The organism is uncultured Desulfosarcina sp., from assembly GCF_963664155.2.
In the GTDB taxonomy this organism is placed as follows: domain Bacteria; phylum Desulfobacterota; class Desulfobacteria; order Desulfobacterales; family Desulfosarcinaceae; genus Desulfosarcina.
The window spans coordinates 1,096,520-1,114,903 of record NZ_CAXXXH010000002.1; the positions used below are offsets into that span (position 1 = coordinate 1,096,520).

Here is an 18,384-nt window from a genome sequence, read left to right on the forward strand (position 1 = left end):
CCGAATGTTCCATTCTAAGCCAATTCACGCCTGCGTTGGATAAATACGCTTGTTATCTCCGTACACCGTGGCCGCGGTTAAGATTTCTTTGGCTATCGCCATGGTTGCCCCGGTCATGGGAGTTCCAGCCACCCATATGCCGATGACTATACGAGCCCCCGTGATGGCAAGGATCTTGATAATGTTGGCCCCGCCAATGATTTTGAGGGCGGCCATCGTGCGGCTTCCTGTATCCCTGGTGCCTTGTGTAATACCGGTGGTTCTCCCGGTAGTTGAAGGAAAGCGCCACCGGTGGTCCGCTGTGATAACCTATTGCATGAGGGTTGATCAAAGCGCTGCCCACAATTGCCGCACCGACACCGATAGCGACCCCTTCCCAGCGATGCTGCTGTTTGGATCCTGCCCAGACCGATGGGGACATCAGACAAAGACTTAAGACCGTCGTAACCGCTATGATCCACTTTTCCGTCATTTTCATTTTCAGCCTCCTTTGTCATGGTTGAAACCATAGACACCGGACACCGGAAAAAAGTTCATTTTTTTCAAAACAGGAGGGCATGATAAACGACAGGAAGTATGAAACTGAAAGGATCTACCGAAGATAAGAAATCGGCTTTTAGAAAGCTTAATTGAATTCTTATTTTGCTCCATCGGCAGGAGCCAGGCGATCCGCAACTGCCCGGCAATGGGTTTAACGATGCTCAGTCGCTACGACACAGCAATTTTTCAGATCAGCGACAAACCGATACTCCTCGATGGAATTCAGTACCAGGCGAATGCCGAGGAGATGCCCTGTTTCCATGCGGGTGATATGGGCGACGGCACCCTGAAGCCGGTGCAAATTGCCATCCATCTCCAAACGGATATCATCAATCCGCTGACCCAGGTGAAAGTCCGTTGGCGTGTCAATCAGGATGCCGAACCCGTTGTCGCTGACATTGACCAAGTCACGCACCTTCCCCTGAATGAACAACCGGATATCCGGTACAGAAAGTGGTTCGATCCGTTGGTCATCTCGTTTTTCAACAGAATTTTCCATCATCTCCTCATTCGGCGTCGGCATCGAGGGTGGCCATACGTTTTTCAGAGAATTCATCCCTTTCCAGATTTATAACTGTCGATGGGCGGCGATGATGATTTCTTCGGTCTCCTCCCATCCGATACACGCATCCGTTATGGAAACAAATGGGTTAAGGTCTTCCTTCCGGGTTTCACCGTAAATAAAGGGTTGCTTTCCCCCTTCTACATTGCTCTCCAGCATCATTCCACAGATAGCCTTGTTGGGCTTGATGTGAATGCCGTTGGTATGGCCGACTCTCTGAATCAACACATGATTGAAGACCTCTCCCTGCTTGCGGAAATCCTTGCCGGAATTTTTATGGGAGCAGTCCACAATAACGGATTGAAGCAGCAAGGGGTACTTGGACAGCATGTTGCAAGCCTCACCGATACTGACCGGATCGTAGTTGGGTCGTTTGCCCCCCCGCAATACAATGTGGCAATATCGATTGCCTTTTGAAAAGACCCTTGATGTGACGCCGTAAGGATCATTTCCAACAAAGACCTGTGGTGTGGAGGCTGCCAACAGAGCATTGATGGCCGAATTCAAATTTCCATCGGTCCCATTTTTAAAACCCACCGGCATTGAGAAGGCGCTGGCCCACTCCCGGTGATTTTGGGATTCGGTGGTTCGGGCGCCGATGCAGGCCCAGGAGATTAATCCGGACAAGCGTTCAGCGGCCGTCTGGCTAAGAATTTCCGTTCCGGCGGCCACGCCCATCTCATTCAGATCCATCAATATTTTTCGGGCTTTTCTCAATCCTTCGTCGATATCAAAGGTTTTCTTGTCGAGATGGGGATCGGAAATGAGGCCTTTGAAGCCCACATTGGTCCTCGGTTTTTCAAAATAGACCCGCATGACCAGTTTGATGGTCTTTTTGACTTTCTCCTGCAGTCCGGCAAGGAGTTCACCGTATTTTAACGCTTGCCGCTGGCTGATAATGGAACAAGGCCCGGTGATGATCAATAGCCGGCTATCTTTGCCATCCAGGATATTTTTTATTTCCTGCCGGCTGTCCAGAACGGTTTGGGTCGCTTTATCAGTCATCGGAAATTCTTCCCGAAGCTGATCCGGCGTGATAATGGAGGTTCGTTTAAGGACATTTAAATCGTAAGTTTTTTTCATTTTTTTCTTCAAGGAATTTGAACTGCTCATTTCAGGTAAAAGGCATTTCAATCAAGAATTTTATTTGAGCGGTTGTGTCACACACCATACCCCGTAATCAATCCTTGTACAATTGTTGTACAAGGCAGATGTAAAAAAGAAAAAAGGGATTTAGCTTTTTTTCTAAACCCCTGGTTTAATTGGTGCCTAGGGCCGGAATCGAACCGGCACGGGGCTAAGCCCCGAGGGATTTTAAGTCCCTTGCGTCTACCAATTCCGCCACCCAGGCAATTGGTGTTAATTCGTGCGAATCGTGCGGCTAAATGGTTCAGCTTTGTGAGGCAGCTAATAACGGGTATCCCTCGAAATGTCAAGAAAATGGCTTGGTGGTCCTTTTCGTAAATAGGGTCTTTCCGAATCGGGTCGTTTAGCTTCAACCGGCTTTACCACCTTTCATTTCCAGACGCATGAAGTCCACCACGCCGTGACACCGGCACGCGGTAGCGATCATCAACGTTTTTTGGCAGTTATTGCGCACGGTGTCCAATGCGGACCTCAGGTCCGTGGGATAAATGCCACCGACTCCGGGCAGCAGTTGATGGCTGCGAATGACAATGGGCATGGCATCGTTAACTTCCAATTTTTCAAGCAAGCGGAACATATCCGGGGGTCTGGGTTTTCCGGTATGGGTGCAGATCTTTTCCGGTTCCGGGCAGTTGTCAGGGCAAAGGAAATCCGCGTGGCTGACAAACGCCTGACCGGTTGTTCCGCGCAATGCATGGGGCATTCGGGACAGCCAGGAATCTGGAATTATTACGGGAGTTATATCATACGAATGCTTCAGGTTAAGCTTCAACCATTCTGCTGCGACATGAACAGGAATGGCCGGTACGATCATATCCACCGGTGAGTCCTGATCAAGCATGGCATTCAGCCATTCGATACCGTCTTCGCGGATCGCGATTCCGTCACCGTCAATCGTGGCCGGATTTTTATCTACCACGATAATCGTCGCATGGGCGATATGCCGGATGATCCGTTCCACGGCAATCTGCCCGAAATGGCCGGCGCCGATGACCCAGAAGCGGGAGGGGTTAATGGGGTGATCCCTTTGATCCTTGTTATTATTCATGGCATTTGGTAAAAAACGATTGAGACTTCAAATGAAAACTGTTCCCCAATTGATACTGGCATCCCAGTCCCCCCGGCGCCGCTACCTGCTCGAACAGGCCGGGTTGACCTTTACCGTAATTCCAAGCAGTTTCGATGAAGATTCGATCCAGTTACCAAACCCCGCAGACTATGTCAAAGCCCTTGCAGCAGCCAAAGCCGATGAGGTTGCCCGGCAATATCCGGACAGTTGGGTAATCGGCGCGGATACGATCGTTACCATCGACAGTGCCATTCTCGGCAAGCCGGTCGATCCGTATGAAGCGCGACAAATGCTGGAACGACTGAGCGGCCAGTCCCATTTTGTATATACCGGATATGCCATCGTCTGCAAAAATAAAGGGGCCGGTATCAGCGATGCGATTAAAACCGATGTGCAGTTCAAGGACCTCACCACCGAAGAAATCGACTGGTATATCCAGACCGGCGAACCCTTTGACAAGGCCGGCGCATACGCCATCCAGGGGATGGGAACCTTCCTCGTCCGGCGTATAAACGGCTCCTATACCAATGTGGTGGGACTGCCCGTGTGTGAAGTGATTGAAACCTTGATCAAAATAGGTGTCGTGAGTATGAATGCAGATAACCCGAAAGGACTCGCGCTGTGAAAGGACGTCTGGACCGGATCAACAAGCGAATCGCCGACGCGGCAACCGGTTGCGGCCGCAATCCCGAAACCATCCGCCTGGTGGCGGTGAGCAAGACGGTAAAAGCAGACAGGGTGGCAAAAGCCATCGATGCCGGTGCCGTTATTTTAGGTGAAAACTATATCCAAGAGGCCCGGGAAAAGTTCAATGCCCTGATTGACCGCCCCGTGCAATGGCACTTCATCGGCCACCTGCAATCCAACAAAGCCAAATACGCCGTGCGCATGTTTGATTTGATCCATTCGGTGGAGTCCATCAAGCTGGCCACTGCGCTGGACAAAGAGGCCCACAAAAACGGCAAGGTACAGGATATTCTCATTCAGGTGAATATCAGCCGGGAAGAGACCAAATCGGGAATAACAGAGACCGGAGCCGTTCAACTGATAACGCAGATCAGCGGTCTCGAACATGTTCGGATAAAAGGTCTGATGACCATGCCGCCCTTTTTTGACGCACCGGAACAAGCCCGCCCCTTTTTTCGCCAGTTGGCCCGGCTGCGGGACCGGATCGCCGCGCACGGCATCCCCGGCGTGATCATGGAGGAGTTGTCAATGGGCATGACCGGTGATTTCGAGGTGGCCATCGAAGAAGGCGCCACTCTGGTGCGCATCGGCACTGCTATTTTCGGAGCCCGCCAATGAAGCTGCTGATGCATATCTGCTGCGGCCCGTGCAGCATCTATCCGGTACAGGTGCTGCGCGACGACCATTACGATGTCATGGGTTTTTTCTATCGCAACAACATCCACCCCTTTACCGAGTGCATACGGCGGGAGGAAACCCTGAAAACCTATGCGGAATCCATCGACCTGAAAATGATTTATCAGTCCGGATATGCGATCGAGGCTTTTTTACGCAATGTGGCCTTCCGGGAATCCGAGCGATGCACCTACTGCTACCACGACCGTCTGGCTACCACGGCCAATTTCGCCAAAAAGGGTAAATTTGACGGATTTACCAGCACCTTGCTCTACAGCCGATTTCAAAATCACGATCAGATTCGATCGATCGGCGAAGCCGTGGGGAAGTCGGTGGGCGTACCATTTTTTTATCAGGATTTTCGGGACGGATGGAAAACCGGTATTGACGAATCCCGTCGGCTGGGCATGTATCGCCAGCCCTACTGCGGTTGTATTTACAGCGAAAAAGAACGCTACTATCGCCAATCCAAAAAAAACGTGCCCTCATCCGGTGGTGAATCAGGTGGCAAATCCGCCTGATGCCATCCCGCCAGGACAGTTAACGCCATGTTCGGAAACTTCATCTATTTCATCGTCGCCCTGTTGATCTACTCCACCTACCAACCTTCAGAGCAGACCAACTTCGCTTTCCTGGACACGCTGATTTTCTTTTTTTCGCTGATCCTGCTCTTTTTCATTTTTTGCAGACGTCAATTCACCCGAATCGCACGCATGTCCGCCACCCACGGCCGCGATGTTCTGGACCAGCAATTTTCATCGGCGCTGACCCGACAGTCCATCCTGGCCATCGCTCTTTTCGCCGTGGATATTTACGTTCTCAATCTCTCTTCTTTTTTAACGGGCATATGGCTGTTCGAAGCACTCCCCACCCTTGAAGCCCTCTTGTTTATGGCCCTTTTCATAGGCTATCTGGCTATTGTCTGGACCAACGCCCATGACGCCTACCGGCAGATTTATCGGGCCGAGATTACACGCCAAGCCTATGTGGCCTCCAACATCGCCTTCAGTGTGCCCGTGCTGCTGCCCTGGCTGCTGCTCTCCGGCGTCGCCGACCTGATTCTGGCCCTGCCCTTCGACCTGCCCCGTCAGGTGTTGACATCTCCTGAAGGCGAAACGGCCTACTTTCTCTTTTTTCTGTTTGCCGTGGCTGCGCTTGGCCCGCTGATCATCCAAAAATTCTGGCGTTGCCGCCCCCTTGAAGCCGGCTATTATCGCGATCGCATCGAAGCCCTCTGCCGGCGGGCCAACCTGAAATATGCGGATATTCTTTACTGGCCTATCTTCGGCGGCCGCATGATCACTGCCGGAGTGATGGGGTTGGTCGGCCGCTTTCGCTATATCCTGATTACCGACGCCCTGCTCCGTATCCTGAGTCCCGAGGAGGTAGATGCCGTCATCGCCCACGAAGTGGGCCACGTGAAAAAACACCATCTGCTGTTCTACCTCTTTTTCTTTATCGGCTACATGGTCATCGCCTATGCCACGTTCGATCTCATCGTCTACCTGATCATCTTTTCCGAGCCCTTGTATCGCTTTGTGTTCATGACCGGAATCAGCCGCACCACGGTCACCACAGGGCTGCTCAGCCTGGCTATCATATTCAATTTCCTCGTCTATTTTCGATTTATCTTCGGCTATTTCATGCGCAACTTCGAGCGCCAGGCCGACGCCTCGGTTTATGGCCTCTTCACCAGTGCCGCTCCGCTGATTTCCACCTTTGAAAAAATTGTGGCCGTTTCCGGCCATTCGCCGGATAAACCCAACTGGCATCACTTCAGCATTGGTCAGCGGGTTGATTTTTTAAGGTGCTGCGAGGCAGACCGCACCTGGATTAAGCGCCACGACCGTAAGGTGCTGGTCAGCATTGCCATCTATGTGGCGACAATGGTGGTGGTGGGTATTGCCGGCTACCAGCTCAACTTCGGTCAGACCGGCAAGCATCTCAACGAGAAGTTTTTTGAAACGGCCATTTTGAACAAGATTTCACGCGATGGGAAAAGCAGTGCCGGCCTTTACGGCATGCTTGGGGATCTGTATTTCGGCCGCAACAGCTTCGAGCAGGCAGCGACTGCCTACCGGACCGCCCTTGACATCGATCCGGAAAGCGCCATCGTGTTGAATAACTTCGCATGGCTTTTGGCCACCTGCGAAAATCCGGCATACCGGAACCCGGAACAGGCATTGGAACTGGCGCGCAAGGCCACCACCATTGAGCAGTCCCCTCACATTTTGGACACCCTGGCCGAAAGCCTTTTCGTCAACGGACGAATCGCCGAAGCCATCGATGCAGCCAGGACCGCCCTTGAACTGGCCAAATCCAACCGCGCTTACTACAGCGGGCAGCTGAAAAAATTCCAGGCTGCCCGTGTGGATCCTACTGAAAAATGATTGGCGGGGGGGGGGGACAAACCCTCGAATAAAGCCGTTTCAGAATTGGTAGATTTTGGTTCAGGCCAAGGCCGCAGCAATATTGAAACCGGGGGCGTAGCCGCACTACGTCGAGAATTTCAATATCGCGAGAACACCGGCCTGGGCAAAAAGATGAGATCTATGGATTGGCACTACTTGATGCAGACCTTCCTCACCTCGATTAAATCGCAATGCCCCTGAAAAATTTTCTCGATGCCGTCCTGCTTCAACGTCGTCATGCCGTCAAAAATGGCCTGTTCACGTATTTTCCCCATCTCAGCCTTGGTCTGGATCAGTTTTTTCATATCGTCTGTGCCCATCAACAGTTCATGGATGCCCATGCGGCCCCGGTAGCCGGTGTTGCTGCATAGATCGCACCCTTCCGGTTTAGCCAGTTGCAGGTCGTCGGTGTAGGGAATGTTCAGATTTTTCTCGAACTCTTCTTCGCCGTATTCACGGACCAGTTCGTCATATTCCTCTTTACTGGGGTGATAATTGCGCTTACAGGTTTTGCACAGGGTTCGCACAAGCCGCTGGGCCAGGATGCACAGGATGGCATCGGCAAAGTTGAATGGGTCCATGCCCATGTCCAGCAGACGGGTGATGCTTTCCGGTGCGCTGTTGGTGTGCAGGGTCGAAAAGACCAGGTGTCCGGTCAGGGATGCCTCGATGCCGATGGAAGTCGTCTCCTTATCACGCATTTCACCGACCATGATCACGTCCGGATCGGCACGCAGAAAGGCCCGCATGGCCGCAGCAAAATCGAACCCGATCTTGGGTTTCACCTGCACCTGGCGAAGTCCGCGCTGGGTAATTTCGACCGGGTCCTCGGCGGTCCAGATCTTGGTTTCGGTCTTGTTGATAAAACTCAAGGCCGAATGCAAGGTGGTGGTTTTACCGGAACCGGTGGGGCCGCAAACAAAGATCAATCCGTAAGGTTGGGTAATCACGCTTATAAAATTTTTATAGTTAGGCTTGGAAAAACCCATCTTGTCCAAGGGGATGGGTTCGCCGGCCGCTAGGAGACGCATGACCACGTCTTCCAGTCCACCCTGGGTGGGGATGGTGGCCACACGAAGTTCGATGTCCTTGCCGCCGTATTTTTTAAACTTGATCTTGCCGTCCTGAGGCAGCCGCCGCTCGGCGATGTCCAGGTCTGACATGATCTTGATTCTGGAGACCACAGCGGCCTTGTATGAAAAGGGGATGGTCTGATAGACGGTGCACGAGCCGTCCACCCGGATGCGCACCTGAGTATTCTGCTTGCCCGGGTAGGGTTCGATATGAATATCTGACGCTCCGCGGCTGTGGGCATCCAGGATGATCTTGTTGACCAGTTGAACCACGGCGCTGTCCTCATCGCCAATGCCGGACTCCGCCTCTTCCACCTCTTCAGACTCCACCTGAAGCTGGGAGAGGATATCGTCGATCTCGGCCAGTTCCTTTTCATCCTGGGTGAACAGCTTGATGAAATCGAGGATGTCCTGTTTGAGACTGACATAAAAGGTGACGGGGCGCCCCGGAAACAAGGCTTTGATTTCGTCGATTTTTTTCAGGTCGTGAGGATTGTCGACGGCGATAACGACTTTCTTGTCTTCACTTTTCAGAGGCACCCAGATATTGTTTCTCATGAAAGGCACTTTCAGGCCCGCCATGAGGTCACCCGGGATCGGATAATTGGCGTTGTATTCCATGAAGCTGGTCTTGTAGTATTTTTCCAGAGCGCTGCCGATCTCTTTTTTTGGAATCTTGAAATCCTTCATCAGTACCGCGGAAACCGGTTCTTTACGCTGAGCGGCAGCGTTAATAGCCTGGGTCAACTCTTTTTGGGTAAGCAGATGGTTTTCCAGCAGGAAATCGTATTTGTTGGTGCGGCTGCCCCGGGCGGCGATGCGTTTCTGGTTGTAAAGCGCCACCCCCATGATCTTGGACAGATCCTGGATGGCCTTTTCCTCCGCTTCTCCGAACTCACCATTGCCTTTGCGGTTGATCAACTCCATGGTGCCCATAAGATACTTCTGATAAACGATGGGATGAGCCAGGACCTCCTTGGTCCGATAGCCGGATCGACGGTCCCAGCTGGAATCGAACTGAAGTTCTGAGGCGATGGCCGTCAATTCCTTCTGGTCATAGGCGTCCTTGATGTTCACCAGGGTCTGCTTCAATGCGGAATACCCGGCGATGCTGGTCTGGGCCACGGGGATCCGGATTTCGGCCACTTCACTGCCCGACTTGAAGCGCGATACCAGTTCCCGTTTGACGCCGTCCACCACATAGACAGTGATCCGATCGGCTCCGAACAGTTCGCAAATTTCGTCTTTCAGATTGATCAGCGCTTCACCCAGGTTATTGGCTTCGTTGAGCCGATTGCCGATCGCCTGAATCCTGGATTTATATTTGGCTTCAGACATGGGTGAACTGTCCGTATCATCGTCGAGGGTCAAGGAAATCTCTGCATTGGCCATAAATCGTTACCTGCGATGGGTTGGGTATATTTGTTGAACGCGCACGGTGCCAAATATACAGTGATGGTGAAACGGCCCTATTTGCGATACTGGCCGTAAAGTTTTTTGCATCCTCCCCCGATAAGGAAGAGTCCCATAAAATAGAAACAGAATCGGATAAGGCCGGAGGCGGATGCAAAAATAGGGATCTGCTCGATGTTTGGCATCACCTGGGGGAGACGGTAAAAAACCCCTAAACCAGCCAGTATCAATGCAACGGCCCAGACGACTTGGGCCTGATTCACCTGTTTGTCGGTCATGGATCAACCTGATAGGATCTGAAACAATCTCAATACAAACTGCAAGATTTCAACTTACCCGTTATCCCGTTTTCTTCTTTTCGGCAGCCTTCACCCAGGTGCCCATGATCACTTCGCGGAATCTTGAAAACGAAAAAAATCGCCGGGACTTCAAAACGACTTTGCGGAAAGCGCCTAAGTGGTCGTGAATAGGTACTTATATACCACATCATCCCCTAAAAAAGCACCACAATTTTCTGTTTCACGCGTGTTGTGGCAACCGCGGCCTTTAGCGAGGCTGTTGAAAACGGTCCGATGTGATCAAAGGGTGTAAAGGCGCTGGCCGTCGATGACGTTGACTCCCTTGGATTCAAGCAGTCGGACCGCCTCCTGCGCCTGCTCGATGCGAAAAATCATTACCGCGTTGTCGCCTGAAGAACGCACGAAGGCGTACATGTATTCAACATTGAGGCTCGCGTCATGAAGCATCGTCAGGATATCGTGAAGTCCACCGGGCCGATCAGTCACCTCCACGGCCACCACATTGGTTTTTCCAACGGTAAACCCATTGTTTTTAAGCGTCTGTCGCGCCTTTTCCGTATCATCCACTATCAAACGCAACACGCCAAAATCCGAAGTGTCGGCAAGGGCCAGGGCACGAATGTTCACTTCTGCTTCAGCCAAAATAGCAGTCACTTCCGAAAGCCGCCCGGATTTATTTTCCAGAAAAACCGAAATCTGTTCAACCTGCATACGTTCCTCCACAATTTCGTCGGTCATAGGATTAGCCTGCTTAAGCGATGGTTTTCTATTTTAAAAATATCAAATCTTGCGATTGTCCACAACCCGCAATGCCTTTCCCTGACTTCTTTCGATGGCTTTGGGCTCAACTAGTTTCACCATGGCGGAGACGCCCAGCAGTTCTTTGATGTTTTTAGTGATGCGCCGCTCCAAGTGCTGCAGGCCTTTGACCTCGTCGGTAAAGCTTCGTTCACCCACTTCAACCTTGACGGTGAGTACATCCAGATTATCTTCACGATCCACAACCAGCTGGTAATGAGGCTGAACATCCTCGGTCTCCATAAGCACGCTTTCGATCTGAGAGGGAAACACGTTGACGCCGCGGATAATCAGCATATCATCACTGCGCCCGGTGACCCGGTGCATACGGACATGGGTTCTGCCGCAGATGCATGGTTCGGGGTTCAAAGAGGTGATGTCCCGCGTGCGATAACGGATCACAGGGAATGCCTCTTTGGTCAGCGAGGTGAATACCAGCTCGCCGGTAGCACCATACGGCAATGGTTCAAGGGTTTGAGGATCGACGATTTCCGGAATAAAATGGTCTTCGAAAATATGCAGCCCTTTCTTAGCTTCATGACATTCGATGGCAACCCCCGGTCCCATCACTTCGCTCAGGCCGTATATGTCAACAGCGATAATGTTCAACTTTCGCTCGATCTCCTCGCGCATTTTCTCGGACCAAGGTTCGGCACCGAAGATGCCGAACTTAAATTTTAGTGAATTGAAGGCAACACCCATCTCCTCGGCCACTTCGGCCAGGTGCAGGGTATAGGAGGGCGTGGCGGTGAGGATGGTGGGGCCGAAATCCTTCATGATCACCACTTGGCGCTTAGTGTTGCCGCCTGAGACCGGAATTACCGATGCACCCAAGCGCTCGGCACCATAGTGTACGCCAAGACCACCGGTAAACAGCCCGTATCCGTATGCATTATGGATGATATCCCCACGACCGGCACCACCGGCTGCCAGGGAGCGGGCCATGAGCATGGACCAAGTGCTCACGTCCCTTGCCGTATACCCCACCACGGTGGGTTGACCGGTGGTACCTGACGATGCATGGATGCGGACCACATTATCCATAGGCACGGCAAACATGTTGAACGGATAGTTGTCACGCAGGTCTTGCTTGGTGGTAAATGGAATCCGTCTCAAATCATCCAGGTTTTTGATGTCTGCCGGGGTAATCCCGGACTCCTGGAATTGTTTCCGGTAAAAGGGAACATTGGCGTAAACCCGCTCCAAGGTAGTCTGAAGCCGCCGAAGCTGTATCGATTCCAAGGCTTCTCGGGGCATGGTTTCGTATTCGATATCGTGAATCATGGTGCGGTTCTCCTTCTCGCCGAGATGGGGTATTGGAACCTCGCGGTTCATTTTTCATATAAGATTAGGACATTGGTTCAACTGGTCCAATAAAAAAAGGCCGGGAGGATCACCCCCGCAGCCTCTTTTTAAAAATTCGGTCTCTATCGGTTTTCCAAACGGTTGAACCGTGCTCAGTACCGCCGACCACCGCTGGATAAATAATATGGTCTGGCGTGTCAAGCAAAAACGAAACCAATATCAAGCGCTCCGTTAATTGATTGGCGCGGGTGAACAATTTCAGCGCGCTATCCCTTGAGCGACCCTTTGAATTGCGGTTTTCGCTTTTCAATAAATGCGTGGGTTCCCTCTTTGCCATCTTCGCTGGCCATACAGATGGCAAAGGCATCGACCTCGATCTGGCAGCCGGTGGCCAGATCCACGTTCAAGCCGTTGTTGACCGCCTGTTTGGCGGCCCTGAGGGAAACTTTCCCCTTGGTGGCTATTGCCCGAGCAGTCACGAGCGTTTCTTCCATCAGTGATTCCCGGGAAAAAATTCGATTGACCATACCAATCTTTTCGGCTTCGGCGGCCGGGATCAGCTTGCCGGTAAAGATCATTTCCTTGGCCCGGTTGCTGCCAATAAGGCGGGGCAGTCGCTGGGTACCGCCGAATCCTGGAATGATGCCCAAGGTAATTTCCGGCAGGCCGAACATGGCGTTATCCGAAGCGTAGATAAAATCGCAGGCCAGGGCCATCTCGCTGCCTCCCCCCAGGGCAAAGCCGTTGACCGCGGCAATCACCGGGATAGCCAATTCCTGGAGCCGGCCGATGATCAGCTGCCCTTTTCTTGAAAACAGTTTACCCTGCAGGGTATTGAAGGTAGCTAGTTCGGTAATGTCCGCCCCGGCCACAAAAGATTTCTCACCGGCACCGGTAAGGACAAGCACTCGGATCTCTTCGTCAGCCTCGATTTCGTCCAAAGCCGCTGAAAGTTCCTCGAGCAGTTGGCCGTTCAAGGCGTTTAGCGCTTTGGGGCGGTTGAAGGTAATGGTGGCGATGCCCGCTGCCACTTCAAGAATAATGTTTTCGTAAGCCATAATTCCTTCCTCCTGCATGTTTCAATTTTAATAATTCAGATGCCGGTAGCGGCATCATCACGGCGGCATCCATCTACCCTTTTTTGTCCTGTTCAGCCGATGAGTGGTTAAAGGCTGTGGGGCTGGTCTCTTTAATATATTTTCTGATCCCGCGGATGATGCCATTGCACAACTCTTCCTGGTATTTGTCACTGGCTAGGCGTTTACACTCCCGGGGGTTTGAAATGAATGATGTCTCCACGAGTAGCGCCGGCATCTGGGCACCCAGTAGGACGTAAAACGGTGCCTGTTTGACGCCCTTGCTGCGAATGTGGCTGAAATTTTTTTTCAAATGCAGACACACCTCCTCCTGAACCATGGCCGCCAGACGGCTGGATTCGCTGATTTTGGCGTTCTGCATAAGATCGTTCAAAATAGACTCCAGGTCACTGATATTTTTGGCAGATGTGGCATTTTCCCGGGCAGCCACCCGGATGGCATCATCGTCAGTCGCCAGGTTCAGAAAAAACGTTTCGATGCCGTATGCCCGCCTGTCTCTGACTGCATTGGTATGGATGGAAATGAACAGATCGGCATTCTGGGTGTTGGCGATGGCGGTGCGCTCCTCCAGCGTCAGGTAACGGTCGGTCGTCCGGGTGAGCACCACATCGCATTTGAGTTCGGTTTCCACTTTGCGGGCCAGTCGCTTGGCTATCTGCAGCACCACGTCTTTTTCATGGATCCCTTTCAGGTACCCGGGCGCGCCATAATCCTTACCGCCGTGCCCCGGATCGATGACGATACGGCTCACCCCCAGCGCCAGTTGGCGGGCGATAGCTCCGGGTGGCAATTTGCCTGTGGAAGGTTGCGCGGTTGAGTCTGAAGGGCTGGCAATCTGCCGGTCGGAATCATCCCCCCATACATCCAATACGATTCGAAAGGGATTTTTAAGCGAGAAAATCTTATAGGTTTTAAAGGACTTGATATCCACTACGATTCTGACCGACTCGCCGGTGTACTGCCCGGCACGTGCGTCGCTGAGCAATTCATCGTTGATAGGGACAAATTTTTGGATATCCCTGCCCAAACGGCTATTGCTCAGGTCGATATAGAGCCGCTGGGGTTTTTGGATGGAAGGATCTTTTTTCAGCAGGCGGTGGGAAAACCGGGTCTCCTGATCGGCATCGATAACAATTCGGGTATAGCTGGGGTTGGACCAGAATCGCAGCCCCTGAACGGTAACCAAACCGGTTCGCTGCAACGCATCATCCGGGAAACCATCCTCGGAATCGTTTTGACTCTGGGTAATGATACCTGCCAACGGATCGACGTCGTCGATCTTTGTGACGGTCCCAGGGATATTCCCGACCAATTCAGCACCGGCTTTATCGGCAAAGGCGCTGCCGGGAAACCCGCTTTTCACGCGTCGGAAATAATCCATTGCCTGATCATGATCCGACTCACGGTGAGACTTGTCAGACAATCCCTTATAAATCAATCCAATCATATACAGGGATTCGGCGGCATCGGGGCCACTGGTGTCAGACCGGTACGCCCGTTGAAAGTGATCGATGCATTTTTCCCATTGATCCCGATATTTCTGGCGACTGGCACTGCCCATCAACTGGCTATACTCGGCATGGGCCTTTTTGAGATGGCTGGCAGCAGCCGTCGGCCGGGGGGGTGCTGCCGGGCTATCCAAATCAGCCAATTTCGATCGGGATTTCGGGGTGTAGCGACTCTGGGGATATCGTTGGATAACCCGCCGGAACGCATCCACGGCTTCCTGCCGATCAGCGTCGAGATAGGAACGCGCATGCAGCTCCAGATATAAAAGGCCCGATTTATAAAGCCCCGCGGCAGCCCAGGGACCAGAAGGATCAAGCCGGTAAACGTTCTGGTACTGCTCAATACAGGCCAGCCATTTGTCCCGGTATTTCTGGTGGCGGATATTTTTCTTAAACGCAGCGTAGGCATTTTCGGCCCGATAATATTGTTCCTTGGGCGTCAGGGCCCAGGCCGGCCAAACCATGGCCGTGTTGATCAGCAAGGCAAAGATGATCATACGTATAATGAATATAAACAAATATTTTTTTGAATATTGCTGCATATTTACTTGAGTATCGGTCAAGTCACAACGGATTGTGCCTTGATTTGCAATTCGTTTAAGGTATTCAGGGCGTCAAGAGGGGTCATCCGGCTCAAGTCCATCATCTGGAGCGATTCCAACAGCTTTCGTTCCACTGGACTGAACAGCCCCAATTGAACATGGCCCTCTCTTTTTTTGGTCCCCGGCTCAACCTCTTTTTTTTGAGGGGCCGTAGGATGCATTCCCGCTTCGATCTGGGCAAGGATTTTTTTGGAACGACGGATCACCGATTCGGGGATTCCGGCCAGCCGCGCGACCTGGATGCCATAGCTTCGATTGGTACCCCCTTCAACCAGTTTTCTCAAGAAAATGATTTCATCGTTCCACTCTTTGACGGCAATGTTGTAGTTTTTGACCCGGTCGAGTTGGTTCTCCAATTCGGTCAGTTCATGGTAGTGGGTGGCAAAAAGGGTACGGGTGCCCGTGTCATTTAAATCGTGAAGGTACTCGGCCACGGCCCAAGCGATGCTCAAGCCATCGTAAGTGGAAGTGCCACGCCCGATCTCATCCAGGATCACCAGACTTTTCGCCGTGGCGTTATTGACAATGTTGGCCGTCTCCTGCATTTCCACCATGAAGGTACTCTGGCCGGCGGACAAGTTGTCCAACGCGCCCACCCGGGTAAAAATGCGGTCGGTAATGGCAATGTTGGCCTTTTCCGCAGGCACGAAGGATCCCATCTGAGCCATGATGGTCATGAGCGCCACCTGCCTCAATACGGTGGACTTCCCTGCCATATTGGGGCCGGTGATGATCAGTACCTGATTTTTTTGATTGTCCATGACAATCGAGTTGGGAACAAACCGCTCGCCGGTGATCAATTTTTCCACCACCGGATGGCGCCCCTCAATGATCTCCAGGATACCTTCGGTGTTGATATCCGGACGACAATAGCCGTTATTTTGGGAAACCTCGGCAAATGTGGTCAGACAATCCACCCGGGCAATGAACCGGGCGATCTCCTGGATATCGGCGTGGTGGACCTTGACCTGATCCCGAACGGAAACAAAAATGTCCAGTTCCAGACCGTTGCGCTGGTCGGCGGCGTTGAGCACCCGGGATTCAAAATGCTTCAGATCGTCGGTAATGTATCGCTCCGCATTGACCAGGGTCTGTTTGCGCACATAGTGATCCGGCACCGATTCGCTGTGGGTGCGGGAAACCTCGATGTAGTAACCGAAAACTTTGTTGAACCGAACTTTCAGGGAGTTTATGCCGGTGGCACTGCGCTCCCTGGCTTCCAGATTCGCCAGCCATCCCTTACCGTCCTGGCTGATGCGGATTAATTCATCCAGTTCGTCATCGTATCCCTCTCGGATCATGCTCCCGTCCGTGATCACCGGCGGCGCATCTTCGCGGATCGCGCGATGGATCAGATCGGCCAGTTCATGGAGAGCGGTAGTCTCCCGGTCAAAAGCATAAGGGGCGGCAGATAGACGGGAAAGGATGGCAAAAATATCGGTCAGTGCTTGAATGGACCGTTTCAGTGCCGTAAGATCCCGTGCGTTGCCATGCCCCATGGAAATTTTACTGCCCAAGCGTTCAAGATCCCGCACGGGCTTAAGGGATTCCCGAAGGTCCCTCCGGGTCTGCATCTGTTCCACAGCATCGGCAACCGCATCGAACCGGGCATGGATGTGATCCGGATCCAGCAGCGGGTAGCGCAACCAGTGGGCCATGAGCCTTCCGCCCATCGCAGTGACGGTCTGGTCCAGAATACCCAGCAACGTTCCCTGACGGCTGCCGGTGCGTATATTCCCCGATAATTCCAGGTTCCGGCAACTCTGGTCGTCCACTATGAGAAACTGCCCTAAAAAATAGGGTTGAACCGTAGAAAGGTGTTCGATCTTCTGACGCTGAGTTTCACTCACATAGTGGATCAGTGCCCCGGCGGCCCCCACGCCGGCTTTCATGGACTCACAGCCGAACCCTTCCAGCGAAAGCGTGTCGAACTGGTCCAGCAGCCGCTGACGGCTGCCGGAAAATTCGAAAAAACGGTCCTCCATCACGGTAACGGCGCTGACCATGTCTTGCCTGAAAACCGAGGTGAAGGCAACATCGGTTCTCAGGGATTTGGACAATAAAATCTCTCTGGGAGCCACCCGCATGATTTCGTCTATAATGGCTCCCAGATCCGCCGTTTCGGTAAGGCGAAACATACCGGTGGAAATGTCAAGGCTGGCCAGACCGGTCATCTGCTGGTGCCGGGACAGGGCTAGAATGAAATTGTTGACCTTTGCATCCAGGAGTTCATCCTCGATAATCATACCGGGGGTCACCACCCGGACCACCTCACGCTTGACCAGCCCCTTGGCCTCCTTGGGATCTTCCACCTGATCACAAATAGCGACTTTGTAACCGTTTTCAATGAGTCGTGAGATATACCCTTGTGCCGCCCGATAAGGCACACCGCACATGGGCACCGGAGAATCATCTTTTTTATTGCGGGACGTCAGGGTAATCTCCAGCACACGGGAAGCCTCTTGGGCGTCTTCGAAAAACATCTCGTAGAAGTCCCCCATGCGGTAAAACAGAAGGGCGTCAGGGTACCGCTCCTTGATGGAGAGGTATTGCTGCATCATCGGTGTAGATTTAACAGAGACCATCAATCATGAAATATTTTCAATGCGTTAAGGATGTGAGGCGGCAGGTGACAAAAACGGCCACCCAAATGGGGAGGCGGATGACGGGACGATTTTCCAAATTCGCCGCGGCCGACGGCACGATCCAAATCATTTCAATTCAGCAGCCATATCCATCTGTTCGTCTTCAGCGGGTTCAGCGGGCGAAGGGTCCGCGGGTAAGGTTCGGGCGGAAAGCTGCTTTTCCAATGAGGATACCGTTTCCACAAGGCTGGTCTCTTTGGCCTTGAAGGTTTTGATGGTTTTGGCGTCTTTAAAATGTTTGAGCAAACTGAAAAAATAGGAAATCAATATACCCATGAGGAAAAAGGCCACAAAGAAAATGGCATTTGCCAGAAACGGCGTTTCATAATAAAAAAAGCCCAGGTCGATCATCAGGCGGCTCTCGGACATAAAAAAATCTTTGTTCTGATAAATGACCAGCCCGATAAAGCCGAAGACGACGAGCCAGAAGGCGATTTTCACCTTTTTCATTGTGTATTTCTCCTCCACCTGACTTCCGTTGGGGGGTTAATGTCGCGCCGGAAATGATGGACGTGGTAATCGATAAACCGCCAACGTCCATGAAACCCTTTGAT

The 18,384-nt window shown here is 52.3% G+C and carries 16 protein-coding genes and 1 tRNA gene; 4 read left to right on the forward strand and 13 right to left on the reverse strand.

Annotated elements, in window-relative coordinates:
* Positions 1-24: 24 nt before the first annotated feature.
* The 5 genes from ACHZBS_RS29035 to ACHZBS_RS29055 all read right to left on the reverse strand — a co-directional run bounded on the left by ACHZBS_RS29035 (position 25) and on the right by ACHZBS_RS29055 (position 3,296).
* Positions 25-216 (reverse strand): hypothetical protein, encoded by a 192-nt coding sequence (locus ACHZBS_RS29035; protein ID WP_319410029.1) that lies wholly within the window; start codon positions 214-216, stop codon positions 25-27.
* Positions 217-691: 475 nt separating this feature from the next.
* Complete coding sequence (locus tag ACHZBS_RS29040; protein WP_319410030.1) at positions 692-1,063, reverse strand: hypothetical protein; 372 nt, start codon at positions 1,061-1,063, stop codon at positions 692-694.
* A gap of 45 nt (positions 1,064-1,108) precedes the next feature.
* Positions 1,109-2,215, reverse strand: a complete 1,107-nt coding sequence (locus tag ACHZBS_RS29045) for a 3-deoxy-7-phosphoheptulonate synthase (RefSeq protein ID WP_319410031.1) — start codon at positions 2,213-2,215, stop codon at positions 1,109-1,111.
* Positions 2,216-2,365: 150 nt separating this feature from the next.
* Positions 2,366-2,453: transfer RNA gene (locus ACHZBS_RS29050), tRNA-Leu, on the reverse strand.
* Between the two features lie 144 nt (positions 2,454-2,597).
* Positions 2,598-3,296: a potassium transporter gene (locus tag ACHZBS_RS29055; RefSeq protein WP_319410032.1), complete on the reverse strand. Its 699-nt coding sequence runs from the start codon at positions 3,294-3,296 to the stop codon at positions 2,598-2,600.
* Between the two features lie 31 nt (positions 3,297-3,327).
* On the opposite strand from ACHZBS_RS29055, the gene ACHZBS_RS29060 reads away from it, so the two are divergent.
* The 4 genes from ACHZBS_RS29060 to ACHZBS_RS29075 are packed head-to-tail and all read left to right on the forward strand — an operon-like array spanning position 3,328 to position 7,069.
* Positions 3,328-3,942, forward strand: a complete 615-nt coding sequence (locus tag ACHZBS_RS29060; RefSeq protein WP_319410033.1) for a Maf family protein — start codon at positions 3,328-3,330, stop codon at positions 3,940-3,942.
* Positions 3,939-4,622 (forward strand): YggS family pyridoxal phosphate-dependent enzyme, encoded by a 684-nt coding sequence (locus ACHZBS_RS29065; protein WP_319410034.1) that lies wholly within the window; start codon positions 3,939-3,941, stop codon positions 4,620-4,622. Before ACHZBS_RS29060 ends, ACHZBS_RS29065 begins: the two co-directional genes overlap by 4 nt.
* Entirely contained in the window at positions 4,619-5,200 is a 582-nt protein-coding gene (locus ACHZBS_RS29070) for an epoxyqueuosine reductase QueH (RefSeq protein WP_319410035.1), read from the forward strand. The genes ACHZBS_RS29065 and ACHZBS_RS29070 overlap by 4 nt, the downstream gene beginning before the upstream one ends.
* A 27-nt stretch (positions 5,201-5,227) precedes the next feature.
* Entirely contained in the window at positions 5,228-7,069 is a 1,842-nt protein-coding gene (locus ACHZBS_RS29075) for a M48 family metalloprotease (protein WP_319410036.1), read from the forward strand.
* Between the two features lie 173 nt (positions 7,070-7,242).
* Here the strand turns inward: ACHZBS_RS29075 and ACHZBS_RS29080 are convergent, their stop codons facing one another.
* The 8 genes from ACHZBS_RS29080 to ACHZBS_RS29115 form a co-directional block, all read right to left on the reverse strand.
* Complete coding sequence (locus ACHZBS_RS29080) at positions 7,243-9,555, reverse strand: GspE/PulE family protein (RefSeq protein ID WP_319410037.1); 2,313 nt, start codon at positions 9,553-9,555, stop codon at positions 7,243-7,245.
* 77 nt (positions 9,556-9,632) lie between these two features.
* Entirely contained in the window at positions 9,633-9,854 is a 222-nt protein-coding gene (locus tag ACHZBS_RS29085; protein ID WP_319410038.1) for a hypothetical protein, read from the reverse strand.
* 300 nt (positions 9,855-10,154) lie between these two features.
* Positions 10,155-10,586 (reverse strand): ACT domain-containing protein, encoded by a 432-nt coding sequence (locus ACHZBS_RS29090; RefSeq protein WP_394708073.1) that lies wholly within the window; start codon positions 10,584-10,586, stop codon positions 10,155-10,157.
* Between the two features lie 69 nt (positions 10,587-10,655).
* Positions 10,656-11,957, reverse strand: coding sequence for a phenylacetate--CoA ligase (locus tag ACHZBS_RS29095; protein WP_319410040.1), 1,302 nt, complete (start codon positions 11,955-11,957; stop codon positions 10,656-10,658).
* Positions 11,958-12,244: 287 nt separating this feature from the next.
* Positions 12,245-13,036: an enoyl-CoA hydratase-related protein gene (locus ACHZBS_RS29100; RefSeq protein WP_319410041.1), complete on the reverse strand. Its 792-nt coding sequence runs from the start codon at positions 13,034-13,036 to the stop codon at positions 12,245-12,247.
* A gap of 73 nt (positions 13,037-13,109) precedes the next feature.
* Positions 13,110-15,080: an N-acetylmuramoyl-L-alanine amidase gene (locus ACHZBS_RS29105; RefSeq protein WP_319410042.1), complete on the reverse strand. Its 1,971-nt coding sequence runs from the start codon at positions 15,078-15,080 to the stop codon at positions 13,110-13,112.
* A 62-nt stretch (positions 15,081-15,142) separates the two neighbouring features.
* Positions 15,143-17,770 carry a DNA mismatch repair protein MutS gene (mutS, locus tag ACHZBS_RS29110; protein WP_319410043.1) on the reverse strand — a complete coding sequence of 876 codons (2,628 nt, stop codon included), beginning with the start codon at positions 17,768-17,770 and terminating at the stop codon, positions 15,143-15,145.
* 126 nt (positions 17,771-17,896) lie between these two features.
* Positions 17,897-18,280 carry a hypothetical protein gene (locus ACHZBS_RS29115; protein WP_319410044.1) on the reverse strand — a complete coding sequence of 128 codons (384 nt, stop codon included), beginning with the start codon at positions 18,278-18,280 and terminating at the stop codon, positions 17,897-17,899.
* Positions 18,281-18,384: the final 104 nt, after the last annotated feature.

Bases quoted from the DNA above. Each gene is read 5' to 3' on its own strand.
- ACHZBS_RS29070 (WP_319410035.1), top strand. From the start codon at position 4,619: ATGAAGCTGCTGATGCATATCTGCTGCGGCCCGTGCAGCATCTATCCG.
- ACHZBS_RS29090 (WP_394708073.1), bottom strand. From the start codon at position 10,586: ATGCAGGTTGAACAGATTTCGGTTTTTCTGGAAAATAAATCCGGGCGG.
- ACHZBS_RS29035 (WP_319410029.1), bottom strand. From the start codon at position 216: ATGGCCGCCCTCAAAATCATTGGCGGGGCCAACATTATCAAGATCCTT.
- ACHZBS_RS29105 (WP_319410042.1), bottom strand. From the start codon at position 15,080: ATGATCATCTTTGCCTTGCTGATCAACACGGCCATGGTTTGGCCGGCC.
- ACHZBS_RS29075 (WP_319410036.1), top strand. From the start codon at position 5,228: ATGTTCGGAAACTTCATCTATTTCATCGTCGCCCTGTTGATCTACTCC.
- ACHZBS_RS29100 (WP_319410041.1), bottom strand. From the start codon at position 13,036: ATGGCTTACGAAAACATTATTCTTGAAGTGGCAGCGGGCATCGCCACC.
- ACHZBS_RS29115 (WP_319410044.1), bottom strand. From the start codon at position 18,280: ATGAAAAAGGTGAAAATCGCCTTCTGGCTCGTCGTCTTCGGCTTTATC.
- ACHZBS_RS29040 (WP_319410030.1), bottom strand. From the start codon at position 1,063: ATGCCGACGCCGAATGAGGAGATGATGGAAAATTCTGTTGAAAAACGA.
- ACHZBS_RS29055 (WP_319410032.1), bottom strand. From the start codon at position 3,296: ATGAATAATAACAAGGATCAAAGGGATCACCCCATTAACCCCTCCCGC.
- ACHZBS_RS29095 (WP_319410040.1), bottom strand. From the start codon at position 11,957: ATGATTCACGATATCGAATACGAAACCATGCCCCGAGAAGCCTTGGAA.
- ACHZBS_RS29045 (WP_319410031.1), bottom strand. From the start codon at position 2,215: ATGAGCAGTTCAAATTCCTTGAAGAAAAAAATGAAAAAAACTTACGAT.
- ACHZBS_RS29080 (WP_319410037.1), bottom strand. From the start codon at position 9,555: ATGGCCAATGCAGAGATTTCCTTGACCCTCGACGATGATACGGACAGT.
- ACHZBS_RS29085 (WP_319410038.1), bottom strand. From the start codon at position 9,854: ATGACCGACAAACAGGTGAATCAGGCCCAAGTCGTCTGGGCCGTTGCA.
- ACHZBS_RS29060 (WP_319410033.1), top strand. From the start codon at position 3,328: ATGAAAACTGTTCCCCAATTGATACTGGCATCCCAGTCCCCCCGGCGC.
- mutS (WP_319410043.1), bottom strand. From the start codon at position 17,770: ATGGTCTCTGTTAAATCTACACCGATGATGCAGCAATACCTCTCCATC.